The sequence below is a fragment of the Mangrovimonas futianensis genome (assembly GCF_021245805.1).
Lineage (GTDB): Bacteria > Bacteroidota > Bacteroidia > Flavobacteriales > Flavobacteriaceae > Mangrovimonas > Mangrovimonas futianensis.
Window position 1 is genome coordinate 43,642 of the sequence record NZ_JAJJNF010000007.1, and the last position, 17,848, is coordinate 61,489.

At 36.9% G+C, this 17,848-nt stretch carries 15 protein-coding genes; 8 read left to right on the forward strand and 7 right to left on the reverse strand.

Translation table 11 applies throughout. From position 1 onward, the window contains the following. Nucleotides 1–17: 17 nt before the first annotated feature. Nucleotides 18–1,676 (reverse strand): alkaline phosphatase PafA, encoded by a 1,659-nt coding sequence (gene pafA, locus LOK78_RS12450; protein WP_232635125.1) that lies wholly within the window; start codon nucleotides 1,674–1,676, stop codon nucleotides 18–20. Between the two features lie 109 nt (nucleotides 1,677–1,785). On the opposite strand from pafA, the gene LOK78_RS12455 reads away from it, so the two are divergent. Both LOK78_RS12455 and LOK78_RS12460 read left to right on the forward strand, forming a co-directional pair. Continuing rightward, entirely contained in the window at nucleotides 1,786–2,523 is a 738-nt protein-coding gene (locus LOK78_RS12455; protein WP_166961246.1) for an MlaE family ABC transporter permease, read from the forward strand. After that, a complete protein-coding gene (locus LOK78_RS12460; protein ID WP_166961244.1) occupies nucleotides 2,523–3,290 on the forward strand; it encodes an ABC transporter ATP-binding protein in 768 nt (255 codons plus the stop codon). The genes LOK78_RS12455 and LOK78_RS12460 overlap by 1 nt, the downstream gene beginning before the upstream one ends. 4 nt (nucleotides 3,291–3,294) lie before the next feature. Here the strand turns inward: LOK78_RS12460 and LOK78_RS12465 are convergent, their stop codons facing one another. Genes LOK78_RS12465 through LOK78_RS12475 form a run of 3 tightly spaced genes read right to left on the reverse strand, consistent with a single transcriptional unit; the run spans nucleotide 3,295 to nucleotide 6,458 of the window. Next, on the reverse strand, nucleotides 3,295–4,758 hold the full coding sequence (locus LOK78_RS12465; protein ID WP_232635126.1) for a DUF389 domain-containing protein: 1,464 nt from the start codon (nucleotides 4,756–4,758) through the stop codon (nucleotides 3,295–3,297). Between the two features lie 8 nt (nucleotides 4,759–4,766). Further along, complete coding sequence (locus tag LOK78_RS12470) at nucleotides 4,767–5,846, reverse strand: mannose-1-phosphate guanylyltransferase (RefSeq protein ID WP_232635127.1); 1,080 nt, start codon at nucleotides 5,844–5,846, stop codon at nucleotides 4,767–4,769. Nucleotides 5,847–5,855: 9 nt separating this feature from the next. Further along, on the reverse strand, nucleotides 5,856–6,458 hold the full coding sequence (locus LOK78_RS12475; RefSeq protein ID WP_232395420.1) for a SprT-like domain-containing protein: 603 nt from the start codon (nucleotides 6,456–6,458) through the stop codon (nucleotides 5,856–5,858). A gap of 171 nt (nucleotides 6,459–6,629) precedes the next feature. Here LOK78_RS12475 and LOK78_RS12480 point away from each other — a divergent pair, with 171 nt between their 5' ends. The 5 genes from LOK78_RS12480 (at nucleotide 6,630) to LOK78_RS12500 (ending at nucleotide 10,109) form a co-directional block, all read left to right on the forward strand. After that, nucleotides 6,630–7,007, forward strand: coding sequence for a hypothetical protein (locus LOK78_RS12480; RefSeq protein WP_232635128.1), 378 nt, complete (start codon nucleotides 6,630–6,632; stop codon nucleotides 7,005–7,007). Nucleotides 7,008–7,031: 24 nt separating this feature from the next. Beyond that, complete coding sequence (locus tag LOK78_RS12485) at nucleotides 7,032–7,682, forward strand: class I SAM-dependent DNA methyltransferase (protein WP_232635129.1); 651 nt, start codon at nucleotides 7,032–7,034, stop codon at nucleotides 7,680–7,682. Next, nucleotides 7,679–8,209 (forward strand): GNAT family N-acetyltransferase, encoded by a 531-nt coding sequence (locus LOK78_RS12490; protein WP_232635130.1) that lies wholly within the window; start codon nucleotides 7,679–7,681, stop codon nucleotides 8,207–8,209. The genes LOK78_RS12485 and LOK78_RS12490 overlap by 4 nt, the downstream gene beginning before the upstream one ends. A 59-nt stretch (nucleotides 8,210–8,268) precedes the next feature. Beyond that, the gene (locus LOK78_RS12495) at nucleotides 8,269–9,579 is read left to right on the forward strand and encodes an APC family permease (protein ID WP_336246336.1); all 1,311 of its coding nucleotides are present in this window, start codon (nucleotides 8,269–8,271) and stop codon (nucleotides 9,577–9,579) included. Between the two features lie 80 nt (nucleotides 9,580–9,659). Further along, complete coding sequence (locus LOK78_RS12500; protein WP_053970182.1) at nucleotides 9,660–10,109, forward strand: DUF4890 domain-containing protein; 450 nt, start codon at nucleotides 9,660–9,662, stop codon at nucleotides 10,107–10,109. A gap of 37 nt (nucleotides 10,110–10,146) precedes the next feature. Here LOK78_RS12500 and hemL read toward each other — a convergent pair whose 3' ends face one another. The 3 genes from hemL to LOK78_RS12515 are packed head-to-tail and all read right to left on the reverse strand — an operon-like array spanning nucleotide 10,147 to nucleotide 13,212. Next, nucleotides 10,147–11,436, reverse strand: coding sequence for a glutamate-1-semialdehyde 2,1-aminomutase (gene hemL / locus LOK78_RS12505; protein ID WP_232635132.1), 1,290 nt, complete (start codon nucleotides 11,434–11,436; stop codon nucleotides 10,147–10,149). 11 nt (nucleotides 11,437–11,447) lie between these two features. Next, nucleotides 11,448–12,299 (reverse strand): glucosaminidase domain-containing protein, encoded by an 852-nt coding sequence (locus tag LOK78_RS12510; protein WP_232635133.1) that lies wholly within the window; start codon nucleotides 12,297–12,299, stop codon nucleotides 11,448–11,450. Nucleotides 12,300–12,303: 4 nt separating this feature from the next. After that, the gene (locus LOK78_RS12515; RefSeq protein WP_232635134.1) at nucleotides 12,304–13,212 is read right to left on the reverse strand and encodes a 1-aminocyclopropane-1-carboxylate deaminase/D-cysteine desulfhydrase; all 909 of its coding nucleotides are present in this window, start codon (nucleotides 13,210–13,212) and stop codon (nucleotides 12,304–12,306) included. Between the two features lie 250 nt (nucleotides 13,213–13,462). On the opposite strand from LOK78_RS12515, the gene LOK78_RS12520 reads away from it, so the two are divergent. Further along, the gene (locus LOK78_RS12520) at nucleotides 13,463–17,845 is read left to right on the forward strand and encodes a RemA C-terminal-like gliding motility protein (RefSeq protein WP_232635135.1); all 4,383 of its coding nucleotides are present in this window, start codon (nucleotides 13,463–13,465) and stop codon (nucleotides 17,843–17,845) included. Nucleotides 17,846–17,848 lie beyond the last annotated feature (3 nt).

The window sequence follows — 17,848 nt, forward strand, 5'->3', positions numbered from 1 at the left end:
TCTTCTCCAATAAAATTCTATTTCAATAAAAATCCTAAAGGTCTGCCCGTAGCGCCACTAGGAAAACTTACTCCCAACAATGAAGAGATTGTTGAAGCAATATCTGGAATTACCGTACGCTCAAACGTATGACCTTGTTTTATTCCTTTTCCATAAAATAATAGAGGCACATGCGTATCATAATTAAATCCAGAACCATGAGTAGATCCAGTTCTGCCGTAAGAAATGAAGGCTGGGTCTTGCACCACTAGAACGTCTCCCGATCTTTTTTGGTTAAATCCATTTTCCAACAATTCTTCAACTCCTGTTGTAAAAGAGGTTGAAGCCATAGTTTGTGCAGTGTAAGCCTTATATACATTTTCATAGGATAAAAGCTCTTCAACAATAGCATCTTGAACATCATCCAAATCCAATCCCAACTCCTTTATTTTCTCTCTATTTAGAAAGACCTGATTATTGCTAATATTTTCAACCAAATCGTCATGTCCAAAATCCTTCTTCATAAACGCATCAAACTTCTTTTTGGAATCTGAATTATTCAAATAACCAGAAGGTATTTTTACACTGTGTAAATAAGCAGGCACCTCAACAGCTCCATGATCTGCAGTTAAAAAAACTGTGTATTCTCCTTCCCCTACCTTATCATCCAATGCTTTAAACAAGCGTGCCAAATCCAAATCTAGTCTAATGTACGTATCTTCAATTTCTTTAGAATTAACCCCAAAATTATGTCCCACATAATCGGTACTTGAAAAACTAACTGTAAGCACATCTGTTATTTTGTCCTGTCCCAATTGTTCTCCATCCAATGCTGCGATAGCAAAATCGGCAGTCATACTATTACCGTATGGTGTTGTTTTTAAAATATCAAAATATCCGTTTTTCTCTTTTATGGCATTTAAATCATAAGGAAAGGTTGCAGTTTCTTTTCCTTTAAACCCGCCTTCAAATTCATTTAAATCCAAACCACTCTCCACATAAGTATCAATATTGTAGTAGGTATCCCAAGTTTTCATATAAGAAGCTGAGTTCCCTGATTTATTAAAATCAATCACCCATTGAGGCAATTCCTTCATATAAAAAGAACTTGTTATCCAACGGCCCTCATCACTTCCATGAAACCAGTAGGCTGCATTAGCAGTATGTCCTGCTGGTAAAATAGCTCCCCTATCCTTTAATGCAACCCCTATCGTTTTCCCTTTAAATTGGGTAAACATTCTGTTTTCATCTCCAAAGGTAGTTGTCATTAATCTGTGAGGTGACATTTTTCCACTAGGAGAATCCGTTCCTACAGGCGAAACGCCCTCATCTCCTGCACAGTAAATAGTTTCCTTTATTTCCTTATCATACCAGTTATTTCCAATAATTCCATGATACTTAGGCGTGGTTCCTGTATAAACTGAAGCATGCCCAGGCCCAGTATATGTGGGGATATAGTTAAAATGATTGTTTCTACAATCAAATCCTTGATTCATCAGTCTTTTAAAACCATCATTTCCATATTTGTTATAGAATCGTGTTAAATAGTCATATCGCATTTGATCAACTACAATACCGACCACTAATTTTGGACGATTCCAATCACTTCCATTTTCAGGGGTAGCTTTTTTAGATTTTTGGGCAAATAAATTCGCACAACTAATAGAGATTAAAACAAATACTAAAAACTTTTTCATTCTAAGGGTATTTTAATGCCCACAAAAATAACCCATTTCGTATAGGATATGTTAAAATTAAGGTTAAAAAACATATACTTTTCTTACTTTAGCATCAACAAAAAAGTCTATGACCTACCTTCACAATATTGGTGCTTATTTTATCATGATTAAGGACATGTTCCGCAAACCAACAAGGTGGTCTGTAATGAAAGGACTTATCTTTAAGGAGATTGATGACTTAATCATCGGATCTATGGGAATCGTGGCTTTTATCTCATTTTTTGTGGGAGGGGTTGTCACCATACAAACAGCTTTAAATATTAGCAACCCATTAATTCCGAAGTATTTAGTAGGTTTCGCCACAAGACAATCCGTCATTCTAGAATTTGCCCCCACTTTTATTTCCATCATTATGGCTGGAAAAGTAGGCTCCTATATTACTTCAAGTATAGGTACCATGAGGGTGACTGAGCAAATAGATGCCTTGGAAGTCATGGGGATTAATGCGATAAACTATTTAGTCTTCCCAAAATTTGTAGCCATGATGTTTTATCCATTTGTTATTTCCATCGCCATGTTCTTGGGAATTGTAGGTGGATTGGCTGCTTGTGTTTATGGCGGTTTTACAACTGTAGAAGATTATGTAAGAGGGGTTCAAGAGGATTTCATTCCATTTCATATGGCATATGCCTTTATCAAAACCTTTGTTTTCGCATTTTTATTAGCTACTATTCCTTCTTATTATGGCTATTTCATGAGAGGTGGCTCTTTAGAAGTTGGAAAAGCTAGTACAACAGCATTTGTTTGGACCAGTGTTGCCATTATATTATCAAACTATTTATTAACCCAAATGCTTTTAAGTTAATGATTGAAGTTAAAGACATTCATAAATCTTTTGGGGACACCGAAATTTTAAAGGGTATTTCTACCACCTTTGAAAAAGGAAAAACGAGTTTGGTTATTGGTCAAAGTGGTTCTGGAAAAACTGTATTCCTAAAATGCCTATTGGGGTTGTTCACTCCTGAAAAAGGACAAATCATTTATGACGGACAATCTTATACAGATTTAAGTCCAGACCAAAAGCGAACGCTTCGGTCTGAAATGGGTATGGTTTTTCAAGGAAGTGCCTTATTTGATTCCATGACCATTGGCGAAAACGTCATGTTCCCCTTGCGTATGTTTACCAAACAGAGCATGAGTGAAATGCAGGATCGTGTGAATTTGGTTTTAAAAAGAGTTAATCTTGCTGATGCCCAAAAGAAAATGCCCAGTGAGGCATCAGGAGGAATGCAGAAACGTGTCGCCATTGCTCGCGCTATTGTAAACCAACCTAAATATTTGTTTTGTGATGAGCCCAATTCAGGGTTGGATCCTAGAACAGCAATTGTCATTGACAATTTAATTCAAGAAATAACAGACGAATATAACATTACAACCATTATCAACTCCCATGACATGAACTCAGTTATGGAAATTGGCGAGAAAATTGTATTCTTAAAAGATGGCGTAAAAGCTTGGGAAGGCTCCAATGCAACCATTTTTAGAACTGATAATGAAGCCGTAACTAATTTTGTTTATTCTTCTGAACTATTCAAAAAAGTAAGACGGATGTATCAGGAAGAGAATGAGTAAATAACTATTGATTTACCACTCTCAAACTATCCAAATCCTTGTACTGATACCTTAACCATTCTTCCAAATTCTTACGTTCCTTTTCTTTCTGCTCTGAATTCAAATTTGAATCATTCCAAGACACTGAAAAAACAGAGATAGTATCAATTTTAGAAAAATTGGTAGTTACCACATTGGAATAAGAAAGTCTTGTAATATTCTTAAAAAGAATTTTCAATTCTTCACTTAGCTTATCCATGGGTACTTGATTCTTTTCAAAACGGGATAATTGCTTCACACGGCTTTCTAATATGGAAACCTTTTGGGATTGCGTCAATAATTCCAATGAATCTCTAGAACGAAGTTCCTGCATGTATTTAATATTGTCGACACCTTCAATACTTGATTGATTAATGACCAATTTAGTATTTTTCAAGGGTGCATACTCCTTCATTCTCCCCTCCAAAAGAATAATAGTCTCTTCAGAAATTTTATTCAAACCATAGGTATTGACTTCAATGGTAGAATTTTCCCCATCGTTATAGTTATAGGCAACATTTCGTTTTAAATAATTGGAATATGGCAATTTCCCTACTTCGTTATCCATGAAATTTTTAGCCGCTTTATTAAAGTTACTTTCTCCTAAAACAGTTACAAATGTCCACAATGCTGGAATCATAGCAATAATTGCCAATAAGGTAGCCAACTGTGCAATACGTTTTCTTTTTTTGGAATTGGCATACTTGATCATTGGGAACCTCAACACCTTAACCACGATAAAGGTTGCTAACGCAATAAAAATGGCATTAATAGTAAACAGATACATCGCCCCAAGGAAATAAGGGATATTACCAGAAGCTAAACCATAGCCTGCGGTACAAAGTGGAGGCATCAAAGCTGTTGCAATCGCCACCCCAAAGATAACTGAGGCTATAGTTCCCTTTTTTGTTCGCGCAATGATAAGTGCTAAACCACCAAAAAAAGCAATTAGTACATCACGAATATCTGGTTTGGTTCTTCCCAATAATTCAGAATTATCCTCACTTAAAGGAAAGAAATAGAAAAACAGAAAGGCCGTCAATAAACTAAGACCAATCATAATTGCTAAATTCACCAAGGAGCGCCTTAAGGTATCAATATCATTAATGGCAATGGACATTCCTATTCCTAAAATAGGACCCATTAGCGGAGATATTAACATGGCTCCAATAACTACTGCAGTAGAGTCTGCATTCAGACCGATGGAGGCCACAAAAATAGAACAGACTAGAATCCAAGAAGTAGCTCCTTTAAAGGAAATATCACTTACTACTGCCTGCAAGGTAGCATCCCTATCTGTATCTTCTCTAAAGTCTAAAAGCTCTTTTAAAAACTTCTTAATACTCCTAAATAAACCTTGGGCATCCTGTTTGACCTCTTCTTTGGTTTCTTCAATTTTTTGAGCACCCTTTTCAGCCTCTTCCGAAAAATTAAATTTATTTTCTGTCATAGTTTAGTTTAGCCATAGTGCTCACCAAATTTCTGTTTCACTTGTTGAAGCACCTTTTTGATATCTTGTTCCTTTTCTTTTGGAAAGATAAGCAAAACTTCTTCTTTATCAACAATGATATAATCACTTAGACCATCTACTACAACTATTTTATTTTTAGGGGAGCGAATCATATTTCCAGAAGCATCAACACTTAAAGTCTTCGCATTTACCACTGCATTTTGGTCTTCATCCTTATCCAATTTATCGTAAAGGCTTCCCCAGGTTCCCAAATCATTCCAATCAAAAGTAGCTGGAATGACATAAACGTTTTGACTCTTCTCCATAATGGCATAATCAACCGAAATATTTTCTGCCAAAGGATAATTATCAGCTATAAACTTATCCTCATCATCCGTATTATAGGCTTCCATCCCCTTGTTGAAATGATCATACAAATTGGGCTGGTTGTTTTGGAAAGCTTTTAAAACCGATTTAGCGCTCCACATAAAAATACCGGCATTCCATAAAAAATTCCCTTGAGCTAAAAATTGCTTAGCTGTTTCATAATCAGGTTTCTCCCTAAATTGAGATACGGGCTTGATAGTATCACTACTGGATTTATCAAACTCAATATAACCGTAACCTGTATTTGGAAACGTAGGTTGAATACCCAAGGTCATCAAAGCATCATGTTCCTGACAAAATTGAAAAGCCTGATCCACATTTTGAACAAAAGCTTCTTCATCTTCGATCCAATGGTCACTAGGAGCAACAATCATAACAGCATCCGGATTTTCCTTTTGGATTTTCATGGAGGCATACAGAATACATGGTGCCGTATTTCTCATGGCTGGCTCCAGAACAACTTGTCTTTGGTTTACTTCAGGTAACTGTTCCAACACCAAATCGTTATATCTCTCATTGGTCAATATGTAAATATTCTGTGCCGGGATTAGTTTAGATAATCTATGAAAAGTTTTTTGAATAAGAGTTTCTCCCGTCCCAAGCATATCATGGAACTGTTTGGGAAATTGAGAGGTGCTAACTGGCCAAAATCTTGATCCTACACCTCCAGCCATCAATATGGCATAATAATTCTCTTTCATATCTTTAAACTATTTATTTTTTACTAATTCAATTTCTGCATTGGGATTGAACAAATATACTTTTCCTGTAGCTATTTCTATACATTCAATACGCTTTGTGCGTTGACTCCCCTTTTTAAATACCCTTCCATTATACAACCTAAAGATACTTCCTGTTGGAACTTCAAAAACAAAGTGTTTCCCATTTGGAGGGTCATACTGCTTTAACGCCAGAGCCAACTGCGTATCGGTATCACTACTAGCTTTCGGATTTCGAAAATGCTTTGCTAATAATGGCAATAGTTCATCAGGAAAAATATTTGGATTAATAAACGGTAACATCAACCTCTGAAAAGTATACTTCCATTCTTTCCCATGTGGCTTAATGTTTCTTCCAAACAGGGAAAAAGCTTCAAAATGGGCAATTTCATGAATTAACGTGATCAAAAAACGATAAGGGTTTAGATTGCCATTGATGGTTATTTGATGTTGACCATTGATCAATCTTCTGTAATCTCCATGCCTTGTCTTTCTTTCTCTTTTCACCTTGACCACCAAATGGTCATGATCCAATAATTCTTGAACTTGGGCAACAGCCGCATTCGGAATGAATTCATTCAATTTTTGTTGCATCCTGCAAACTTAATCGATTTTCCATTAATTTGATAGGTCTTCATTCACTATGATGATTGAAGTCTAAGAATTAACCATAATTTCACATAAGAGCAGGTCATTTATGTGAAACTAAAAACTTTAAATCTAAACATCTTTTTTCCCTAATTTTATATCAACAGATATTTCATAATGAAACAAAGACTACTCAATCTGGCCTTAATACTGACTTCTCTTTTGGGATACCTTGAATGGGGTCAAGATCAATCGGTTTTTCTTTTTCAAGCTGAATTAGATATTTTAATCAAATTATTTAATGACCCAGGTTCGATACTTCATCCTTTAACCCTACTTCCTCTATCAGGGCAACTGATTTTATTTTTTACACTATTTCAATCTAAACCTAGCAAAATACCAAGCTTAATTGGAATAGGATGTTTGGGCAGTTTGTTCTTATTTATTCTTATTGCAGGAATTCTGGGGCCCAACCTAAAAGTCATACTATGTACGCTCCCTTTTTTATTGACAGCCCTCTATTCTATTTGGAATCTTAAAAACAAGAAAACCTAAAAAAGTATTCCTATATTTAATTTCATGGACGCCTATCAAGAAACATTTGAAACTTGGAATCAAATAGCCAAAATTTATGAGGAAAAATTTATGGATTTATCATTGTATAATGATTCATACGATGCATTCTCAAACAAATTGCCTCCGCACGTCAAAGTTCTTGATGTAGGTTGTGGCCCTGGAAACATTTCCAAATACTTACTAAACAAAAAACCTAATTTAGAAATATTAGGGATTGATATTTCACAAAACATGGTGGATTTGGCAAATAAGAACCTGCCAAAAGCTAAATTTCAAGTGATGGACTTCAGGAACCTTAATAAACTTAAAATGAAGTTTCAGGGTATCATTTGCGGATTTGGCTTACCCTACCTTTCACTGGAAGAAATAGATGATTTCTTCCAACAATGCTATGATCTGCTATCTGAAGAAGGTATCCTTTACATCAGTTTCGTTCCTGGAAATAAAAAGAATTCAGGTTTTATTACTGGTATGAATGGTTTGCGGGTTTATTTTAATTACCACGATTCCAATCGGATTAATGAAATTTTAAAGAAAAATTTATTCCAGTGTATCCAGACCATGGAAGTTCCATTCAATAAAAAAGATGGCAGCAAAGAAATTCACCAAGTTCTAATTGCTACAAAATACATCCATCACCCAAAGAGATCATGAGCAAAAATTCATTACCCGTTTTAAAGACTAAAAGGTTACTGTTGAGAGCGCTCAAGTCTGAAGATTGGAAAATGATTTCCTTTCTAAGGTCAGACCCAAAAATCAATGAATTTGTTGACAGACCAAAAGCAGAAACCAAAGAAGCTGCACTGGCCTTTATAAATAAAATTATTAACCCTGTGGATGGACCTCCAGCTCAATATTGGGGAATCTGCCTCCGATCTAAGGATAGTATCATCGGCACTGTTTGTTTATGGAATTTTTCAGAGGATAGAACCCAAGCAGAACTTGGTTATGATTTAAATTATGAGTTCCAAGGTAAAGGTTATATGAATGAGTGTTTAAATGAGATTCTGCGGTTTGGATTTCAATATTTAAATTTAAAGGAAATTTCTGCCATGACCCATTATAACAATGTGGCTTCTATGAAATTACTTGAACGTTTGGGCTTTTTGAAGGAAGCAAAACCTTTTGAAGAGGATCCAAATCTTCTTATTTTTAGAAAATCCAATCCTAATGCCCATTAGTTGGAAACTTGTAAACATGAAACAGGTTCAAATGAAATATTAATTTAAAATCTTAAACTATTTCAAATTCTAACAAAACAATCGGTCTCAAAGAAGCCATTTCAATAGGCATTGGAGGTATGGTAGGAGGTGGTATTTTCGCTGTCCTCGGGCTAGCCGTTTCTCTGGCTAAAGGCGGAACGCCTATAGCATTTCTAATAGCAGGAATAATTGCGCTTTTAACATCTTACAGTTATGTAAAACTGACGAAAAAATTCCCCGATCGCGGCGGTACGGTTCGGTTTATCAATGAGGGATTTGGAAAAACTATATTCAGCGGAAGTATTAACAACTTGCTCTGGGTGAGTTACATCATCATGCTGTCATTGTATGCTTCGGCCTTTGGCTCCTATGCACAAAATTTACTTCCTTTAGTCAACAAGACCATTGATTTTCATATTTATGCCAGTGCTATTATCATTTTAGCAACAGCGATCAATTACTACAGCATTAAAGTAGTAAGCAAAATTGAGTCTTACTCAGTCATCATTAAACTAATTATTTTACTGGGTTTTGTAGGAGTTGGAATTTACGGTTTGGGAGGAAATCCCCATTTGGAGCAACTTCAAGTAACGAATTGGGAAACGCCTTTACAGTTACTTACAGGAGGGATGGTCATATTTGTGGCCTATGAAGGTTTTGAACTTATTGCTAATGCTGCTCCCGATATTAAAGACCCCGATAAGAATATTTCGAAAGCTTATTTTTATTCCGTCATTTTCGTTATTCTACTATATATAATTATTGCTATTGTTACTGTAGGCTCTCTTTCCTTTGAAACCATCAAAAAGGCAGAAGAGTATGTATTAGCTGAGGCAGCCAAACCAGTTTTAGGTCAAGTTGGATTTACAGTCATCACGATTGCTGCCATGATTTCAACCTTTTCAGCCATAAATGCGTCTTTATATGGCGGTAGTAGGGTAAGTTATGAAATAGCTGAAGATGATGAATTACCACATAGCTTAACAGACAGCTTCTATAACCATCCCATCGGACTTTTAATTACAGCCATTTTAAATTTGATCCTAACCAACACACTCAACCTTGAGAGCATCTCAACAGCTGGAAGCATAGGGTTTCTACTCATATTTGCCACGGTCAATTTTGTAGGATTTAAATTATCTAATAAAATCAATGGTTCAAAATTCATTCATATTATTGGGTTCCTATTTTGCCTCATAGCTAGCATCACATTGATAACGCAACAGTTCAAGGATAATTTTATAGGTGTTGTCATTTCAGTTACTATAATAGCCTCCTGCCTTTTGGGAGAATTCATTTACAAGACCTACTTTGACCACCAAAATTCAAAGAAGATAAACAACCGTTAATCTGATGTTAATTTTCCCACAGAGATTAAACCAATTTTCTTTTTAGAGGTCTTAATACCAAACAGAAACATTTAAACACTATGAAAAAATTATTGTTTATGGTCATGGCCTTTTTAGCTATACAGACCATGTCCGCCCAAGAGAGACGCATGAATAAAATGGCAGATTATACGCCAGAAGAACAAGCCGAAATCCAGACTAAAAAAATGACTTTGGCATTAGACCTTACTGAAGCGCAACAAAAGAAAGTTCAAGCCATCCATCTTGAAAATGCAAAAAATAGAAAGGTAAGGATGGAAGAATTCCAAAAAATGAGAGGATCAGGTGAAAAACCAACAAAAGAACAGCGTTTGGCTCGAGAGAATGAAAGACTTGACAGACAAATTGAAATAAAAAAACAAATGAAGTCCATCTTAAATGAGGATCAATATACCAAATGGGAAACCCAAATGGAACAAAGACGCAACAGAATGGCAGACAGAGGTCAAAAAATGTCAGGAAACAAAAAAATGCAGAAAAGAAGACCTTAACCTATTGAAAAAAAGCCTTGAGATTCAAGGCTTTTTTTTATTTCATTTTTTTACTCACCACATCACATGCCGCTATGGTTTTATCCAAATCTTCATATGAAAGTGCATCGGTAATAAACCAAGTTTCAAAAGCACTTGGGGCAATGTATATTCCTTGATCCAACATACCATGAAAGAAGGCTTTAAAAGACTCATTGTTACCATGGGCGGCACTATCAAAGTCATACACCTCGTTATCGCAGAAATGCACAGAAATCATTGAACCTACCCTATTGATTTGATGAACAACTTCATTTCTTTCTAATACATCTCGCAGCCCTCTTTCAAGATAGGAGGTCTTTTCTTCCAAACGTTGAAACACTTCCTTATCCTCATTCAAGGCTGTCAACATAGCCAGTCCAGCAGCCATAGCCAATGGATTACCGCTTAAAGTCCCAGCTTGATAAACAGGCCCTAAAGGCGCTAAGTGATTCATAATCTCATTTCTAGCTGCAAACGCACCCACTGGCAAACCACCTCCTATTACTTTTCCAAAACAAACAATGTCTGCGGAAATATCAAACAGCTCTTGAGCACCTCCTGAAGCCAACCTAAAACCGGTCATCACCTCATCAAATATCAATAAAATATTTTCTTTATCACATAGAGCTCTTAACCCTTTAAGAAATTCCTCTTTGGGTGGAATACATCCCATGTTACCGGCCACTGGCTCTAAAATAATACATGCGATATCACCAGAGTTAGCAGAAACAATCTCTTCAACATGGGCGATATCATTATATCGCGCTAACAGCGTATCTTGAGCGGTTCCTTTAGTCACACCAGGACTATTTGGACTCCCAAAAGTAACCGCGCCACTTCCGGCTTGGATTAAAAAGGAATCACTGTGTCCATGATAGCAACCAGCAAACTTGATAATTTTATCTTTACCCGTATAACCGCGAGCCAATCTGACGGCACTCATACATGCTTCTGTGCCAGAGTTGACAAATCTTATTTTGTCAATGTTAGGAACCATGGAAACGGCTAATTCGGCAATCTTAGTTTCAATTTCCGTTGGAGTCCCAAAAGAAGTACCTAGTTTGGTTTTTTCAATAACGGCATCTACAACAGGTTGATAGGCATGTCCCAAAATCATCGGTCCCCAAGAATTGATATAATCTATTAACTGGTTTCCATCTTCATCATAAAGGTATGCGCCCTTGGCTTTATTTATGAAAAGTGGTGTACCTCCCACCGCTTTAAATGCCCTCACAGGAGAATTTACTCCTCCAGGAATAACCTTTTCTGCATTAGCAAACAATTCACTGCTGCGTTTATATAACATATTGGTATTTTTTATTTGACCGAAAGAACTTGGCCAATTTGCAAATCATTATTTTTTAATCCGTTCATTTTTCTCAACTGCTCCACGGTAAGATTATGTTTCTTGGATATGGAATATAATGTATCTCCCTTTTGGACCGTATAGGTGTTTCCAAAATTATCAACGGATGTTGGAACATTAGTTGACGTAACAGTTCTTATTCTGTTGCGACTGGCAGGATTACCTAACACTTGATCATCATATTGATGGAGCTGATAACGCTCAATCAAGTCTATTAATTTTTCGGGATAACGTCTGTCAGTTGCATAGCCAGCAGCTCTTAGTTCTTTGGCCCATCCTCTATAATCGTCTGGGTCTAATTCAAACAATTTATAATAACGCTTTCGTTCCTTTAAAAACAAAGAATGGTCCCTAAATGAATATTTGGCATCATTATATTTTCTGAAACATTCTTGTGATCGATCGTCATCATGATAAATTTTTGCACCTGTCCAATCATGGCACTTTATTCCGAAGTGATTATTGGCCTCAACAGACAACCTTCCCTTTCCTGAACCAGATTCCAAAATACCTTGAGCTAGAGTAATACTTGCAGGTATCCCATAAAGTTTCATTTCCTCCATAGCCACTGCATGGTATAAATTGATATATGCAACGGTTGGCGAACTAGAAGAACTTGAGGTATTAGGAGTCGTAGTGGGCGCCGTATTATTTGATTTCGGCTGTGTGCTTGAGGTTGCAGATCTAGTATTTTGATTTCTCACAACACGCTCCTTCTTTGTTTTTACCGAAGCAGCCTTTTTCTTGGAACCACAGTTAAACACCAAAACACTTAGTAAACAAAGAAATACTATCTTTCTCATGTAATTATTTTATTAATGGTAGATTTTTTTGCTTCAACTTTTGGTTCATTCCTTCAATGCCTTGTAGGCCTCCAGTATGAATTGCCAAAATTTGCGACCCTTTTGGAAAAAAACCCTTCTTAATCAAATCAAAAATACCAAACATCATTTTCCCGGTATAAATGGGATCTAAGCGTATTTGATATTTCATTTTGAACTCATTAATAAAACCGATCAATTCCTGATTTATTTTACCATAACCGCCAAAATGATAATCTGTAATTAATTTCCATTGGTCTTGGGTTGCAAACTTACGAATATCCTCCGACAAAAAATCACCTTTCAAAGCGGGAAATCCCAAAACCATTTGATCTTTATTTGAAGCATTTATTAAACCCGAAATGGTTCCTCCCGTACCCACAGCACAACAGATATAATTCATTTCTTGATCAACCTGCGCCAATATCTCTTCACACCCCTGAACTGCTAAATTATTTGTTCCTCCTTCTGGAATCAAATAAAAGGATCCAAACTCTTCTCTTAAATTGTTAATGAAATGTGCCTCCCCTTTCAGACGATACTGAGACCGTGTGACAAATTTAAAGGTTATCCCCTGTGAAGCTGAATATGATAAAGTAGGATTATCTGGAATCTTTGATTCCAATTCTTCTCCCCGAATAATCCCTATGGTTTCAAAACCAAATTCGTTACCTGCTGCAGCCACGGCAGCAATATGATTTGAAAATGCTCCTCCAAATGTCAGTAGTTTAGAACATCCCATTTCTCGAGCTTCCAAAAGGTTATACTTCAATTTTCGATATTTATTCCCTGAAATCATAGGATGAATGCGATCCTCCCGTTTTATTGTAACAGAAATCCCTCCTAAAAAACTACCAACAAATTGGTTTTCAACAGAATTAAAAGACAAATTCATAAAAATCAAACAAATAGACGTTCAAAATATTGGGAAATTAAAAAATATTCTACCTATTTTTTACAATATTCAACAATGCACAGCGATTTAACATTTTTAAAACAAATATTAATATATTTACATTAGTTTAATATACTTTTACCAATTACCCTCTCGAATCTTCCAAACCACTAATACGCCAACTTATTTCTTTGGTATCCTAAGAATAATTAATAAATAGCAACCCGATTTGGGTTGCCTAGATTGGCATATGAAAAAAAATTACTTACAGGAAAATTGTTGCAAAGCATTCAAACATTTCATCTATACCCTCCTTCTTTTATCAGGTTATTTTGTTCAAGCACAAACCACGCTTTTTTTTGAAGACTTTGAAGCAGCCTCTGGACCAGAAAATCAAGCAAGTCCATATCTTGGATGGCAGAATGGTCAATTTACTACCACACCAGCCACCAATGACAATTACTTCTGGGTATTTGACAACACAAGATGTAATGTGATTTCTGGATCATATTCTATGGCAGTAAGTGTTAATAATCCAGCTACTTCTGGAACCATGCCTCAATACAAAGCCAACAAGGTAGCTGCAACCTTAGTATATTTCACAACCCCCATCGATGCGACCAACTTTGAATCGGTTACGTTAGATTTCAATTGGATTTGCCAAGGTGAGGCTAACTTTGATTATGGTTCGGTACTCTACTCCTTTGATGGTAGCACTTGGGCCGTATTACCCGGAGAGTACGAAGGACAAAATACGACTCAAAGTGTAACCAATCTTGATTTATCTGTGGTTGACGGACAAAGTTTCTATTTGGGGTTTGGCTGGAATAATGATAACTCTACGGGAAATTATCCTGCATTTACTATTGATGATATTGAAGTTAAAGGAACACCATTACCCGCTTGCGCTACACCTTCTCAGCAACCCACAACCTTAACCTTATCGGCCACAGGTGATTCGGCATATGGTTCATTTACCGCCCCTTCCCCAGAACCAGATAATTATTTGGTTGTAATCAGTACGTCGGCTACTCCCCCAACACCTGTTGATGGGGTTAATTACAATATAGGAGACTCCATTGGAACTGCCACTGTAGTGGATATTGATGGTAGTACCAACTTCACCGCCACAGGTTTAACCCAGAACACCACCTATTACGTCTATGTTTTCTCGTTTAATTCGGACTGCACTGGAGGACCTTTATATTTTACAACTAATCCGTTATCTGGGAGTGTAACGACCACCAATTCAAGTTACTGCACCCCTACAACTACAACTCCAGAGAATGAAGATCATTACATTGAAGACGTTGAGTTTATCAGCTCTTTGAATTACACCTCAAACTCAAGTACTTTCTCAAACACTACCCCAGGATATCAAGATTTCACTTCTACCACCCCGTGTATACAAGCCCAAGGAGAAGGAATAAATGTTTCGGTAGGAACAAGTACTGGCAGAGGAAGATGGAAAGCATGGGTAGATTGGAATAAGGATGGGTTTTTTGCAAATGACAATAGTGAAATTGTTTACGATTCAGGGGTAGTAGTCACAGCATCAACATCATTTGGTTTTACAATTCCTAGCAACCAAGGAATTGGTAATTATAGAATTAGAATAAGATATCTAAGAAGGGAACAAAATAGTGGTTCTGAGGTTTTTGGAGCTTACAATTACACAGCATGTCAAAACTTTGGATTTTCTAATGGGGTAAATAACTTAGGTGAAGCCGAAGACTATCTATTTACAGTTATTGAAAATTGTTCCTCACAGATAACAAGTATTACCGATGGTACAACCTGCGGGGAGGGCAATGTAGATTTAACAGTTACTGGATCTTCAGATACCACTCAATTTAAATGGTATGACGCTGAGACTGGTGGCAACCTTTTAGCCACTACCAATAGTGGTACTTGGTCACCATTCATTAGTGCCACTACCAGCTATTGGGTTACGGCCACCAATGGTACCTGTGAATCAGTGAGAAGACTAGAAATCATTGGTACCATCAACCCTGTCACAACTTTAAGCTTTGTACCTGAAACACCAGAAATCTGCGGTGAAAATGATATTATAGAGATCTCGGCAACAGGCGATACTGAAATTGCCTACCTCATTGATGAAGATTTTGAAAGTGGTTTTGGTACCTTTTCTCAAAATAATATAATCACAAACGGTTCACCTGCTGATGATATTTCCACTTGGCAAGTCCAAGCTAGCACATATGTTCCTAATGGATATGTGTGGTATCCTGCCATTTCCTCTGGGTTTGGAACAAATAGCTTCGTAATAAGTGTAGCGGATTCAGGGGATTACACAGAAAACGAATTAGTTTCTGATGCATTGGACTCCTCCACTTTCACCAATTTGACCCTAGAGTTAGATATGTATTTTTCAAGATACAACCTATCAGTTCCAGAAGAGGTTAATTTGGAAATATCCACAGATGGTGGTAATACATGGCCCAACATTGTAGCAAATATAACGGATGACATCGGATACGGAACGCAATTCTCTCATTTAACCTATGATTTATCAAGCTACATAAATGAACCAAACTTAAGATTTCGAATTTACTACTACTCTGAATGGGGGGATGGTGTAGCCATAGATAATATCGAGCTTTATGGCTCCAGACCGCTAACACCATCTTTCACATGGTCTGGAACACCTTCCGTGGATGCCTATACCGATGCAGCAGCTACTATTCCTTATGTTCCTGGAACTACCATTGGAACCGTGTATGTAAAGCCAACCATTGCTCAACTGGAATTGGAAGATTTTACATTTACAGCCATTGCCACTCTTAATAACGGCTGTGACATCAGTAAAGATGTCATCATTTCCAATAAAACCAAGGTATGGAAAGGCACGGATAATAGCAACTGGAATGAAGCTAACAATTGGGCTCCTTACGGAGTTCCTGATGAGACGAATTGCGTAATAATCCAAGATTCCGAAAGTAACATTCCATTCTTAACAACTCCCATGCCACCAGTATTGTATACCGCTCTAGCAAAAAATTTGACCATCAAAGACAGTGGAAACCTAAATGTTTTGGATAATAATAATTTAGTCGTCATGGATTGGATTGCCATTGAAGACAACACCGATTCTTCTATTTTAGAGCTAGATGTTCGAAATGGAGCCAACTTGGTTCAGATTAATAATACCACCAATTCAGGTGACATACACCTTAAGAGAATTGCAGATGTGGATGATGCGACAGATTATGTCTATTGGTCTGCTCCTGTGGCTAATTTTTCCTCAGGAAATCTGCCTTCTGGGGGCCTTATTTGGAAATGGATTCCATCAGTAAACAATGGGGGAACATACACCAGTAATTTCGGAAATTGGATTAATGGTAATGAAATCATGACCAGTGGAATGGGATACATTTCAAATTCACCAACCAACACGAGTTTTACTACAGAATTTATAGGAACACCAAACAATGGGGATATTTCTGTCCCCATTTCCAGAGGAACTTATACAGGAGTTAATTACACCAACGGACCAACCACAACTCCTGTTACAAAAGATGACGACAACTGGAACCTCTTGGGGAATCCATACCCATCAGCCATTAGCGCCGATAAGTTTCTTGCCAGTAACGCGACGCATTTAGAACCCTTTATTTATTTATGGACCCACGGCATTAATCCATCAACAGCCACAGATGATCCATTCTATGGAGATTATGCTTCCAATTATGATTCCGCAGATTATTTAACATATAATGCCACTGGAGGCACCCAATTTGGTTTTGAAGGATTTATCGCGGCCGGTCAAGGATTTTTCACACTTATGACAGATAATGGAAGTACCTCTGAAATTGCCAATTTTGACAACAGCATGCGATATGAGTATGACTCTGTTAGCTATGAAACTTATGACAATTCACAATTTTACAAGACTAATAGCAATTCCACTGCATCCATAACTTTTGATGAAAAGCACCGCATTTGGCTATCCTTGTCATCTCCTGGCTTACCAACCTCCAATATTTTAGTGGGATATGTTTCCAATGCTATAAATGGCTATGATCCCATTTATGATGCACCTGCTCAAGGCGTGAAAATTGAATTTGAACTATACTCACTGGTTGAAGATAAATCTTTGGCCATCCAAGGAAAAAGCGTGCCATTTGATGAATTGGACACCGTACCCCTAGGTCTCAAATTACCTCAAAATGGAAATTATACCATTTCCATAAATCATGTGGACGGACTTTTTGAAGACGCCACCCAAAACATTTATTTGGAAGACACTTATACGGGAATTATTTCAGATTTAAGAATGGCTCCTTTCAGCTTTAACAGTGATGAGGGCATTTACAACGATCGATTCATTTTAAGATACACGAATGAAACGCTTAGCTTACCTGAATCTATGTTGGAAAACACCATTTCAATAAAAGCTCCAAATGGCAGTTATATTTTGGTGAATTCCTCACAAGGTCCCATTGAAGAAATTCATATTTTAGACCTCACAGGAAAGCGCCTTATACAAGAGAATGCTCTAAGCTCCTCTCAGGTAAAGTTAGAATCCTTAAATCTTTCAACAGGTTCCTATTTGGTTTCCGTAACTCTTAAAAATGGATTTAAGAAAACACAAAAAGTGATTTTAAAATAAACA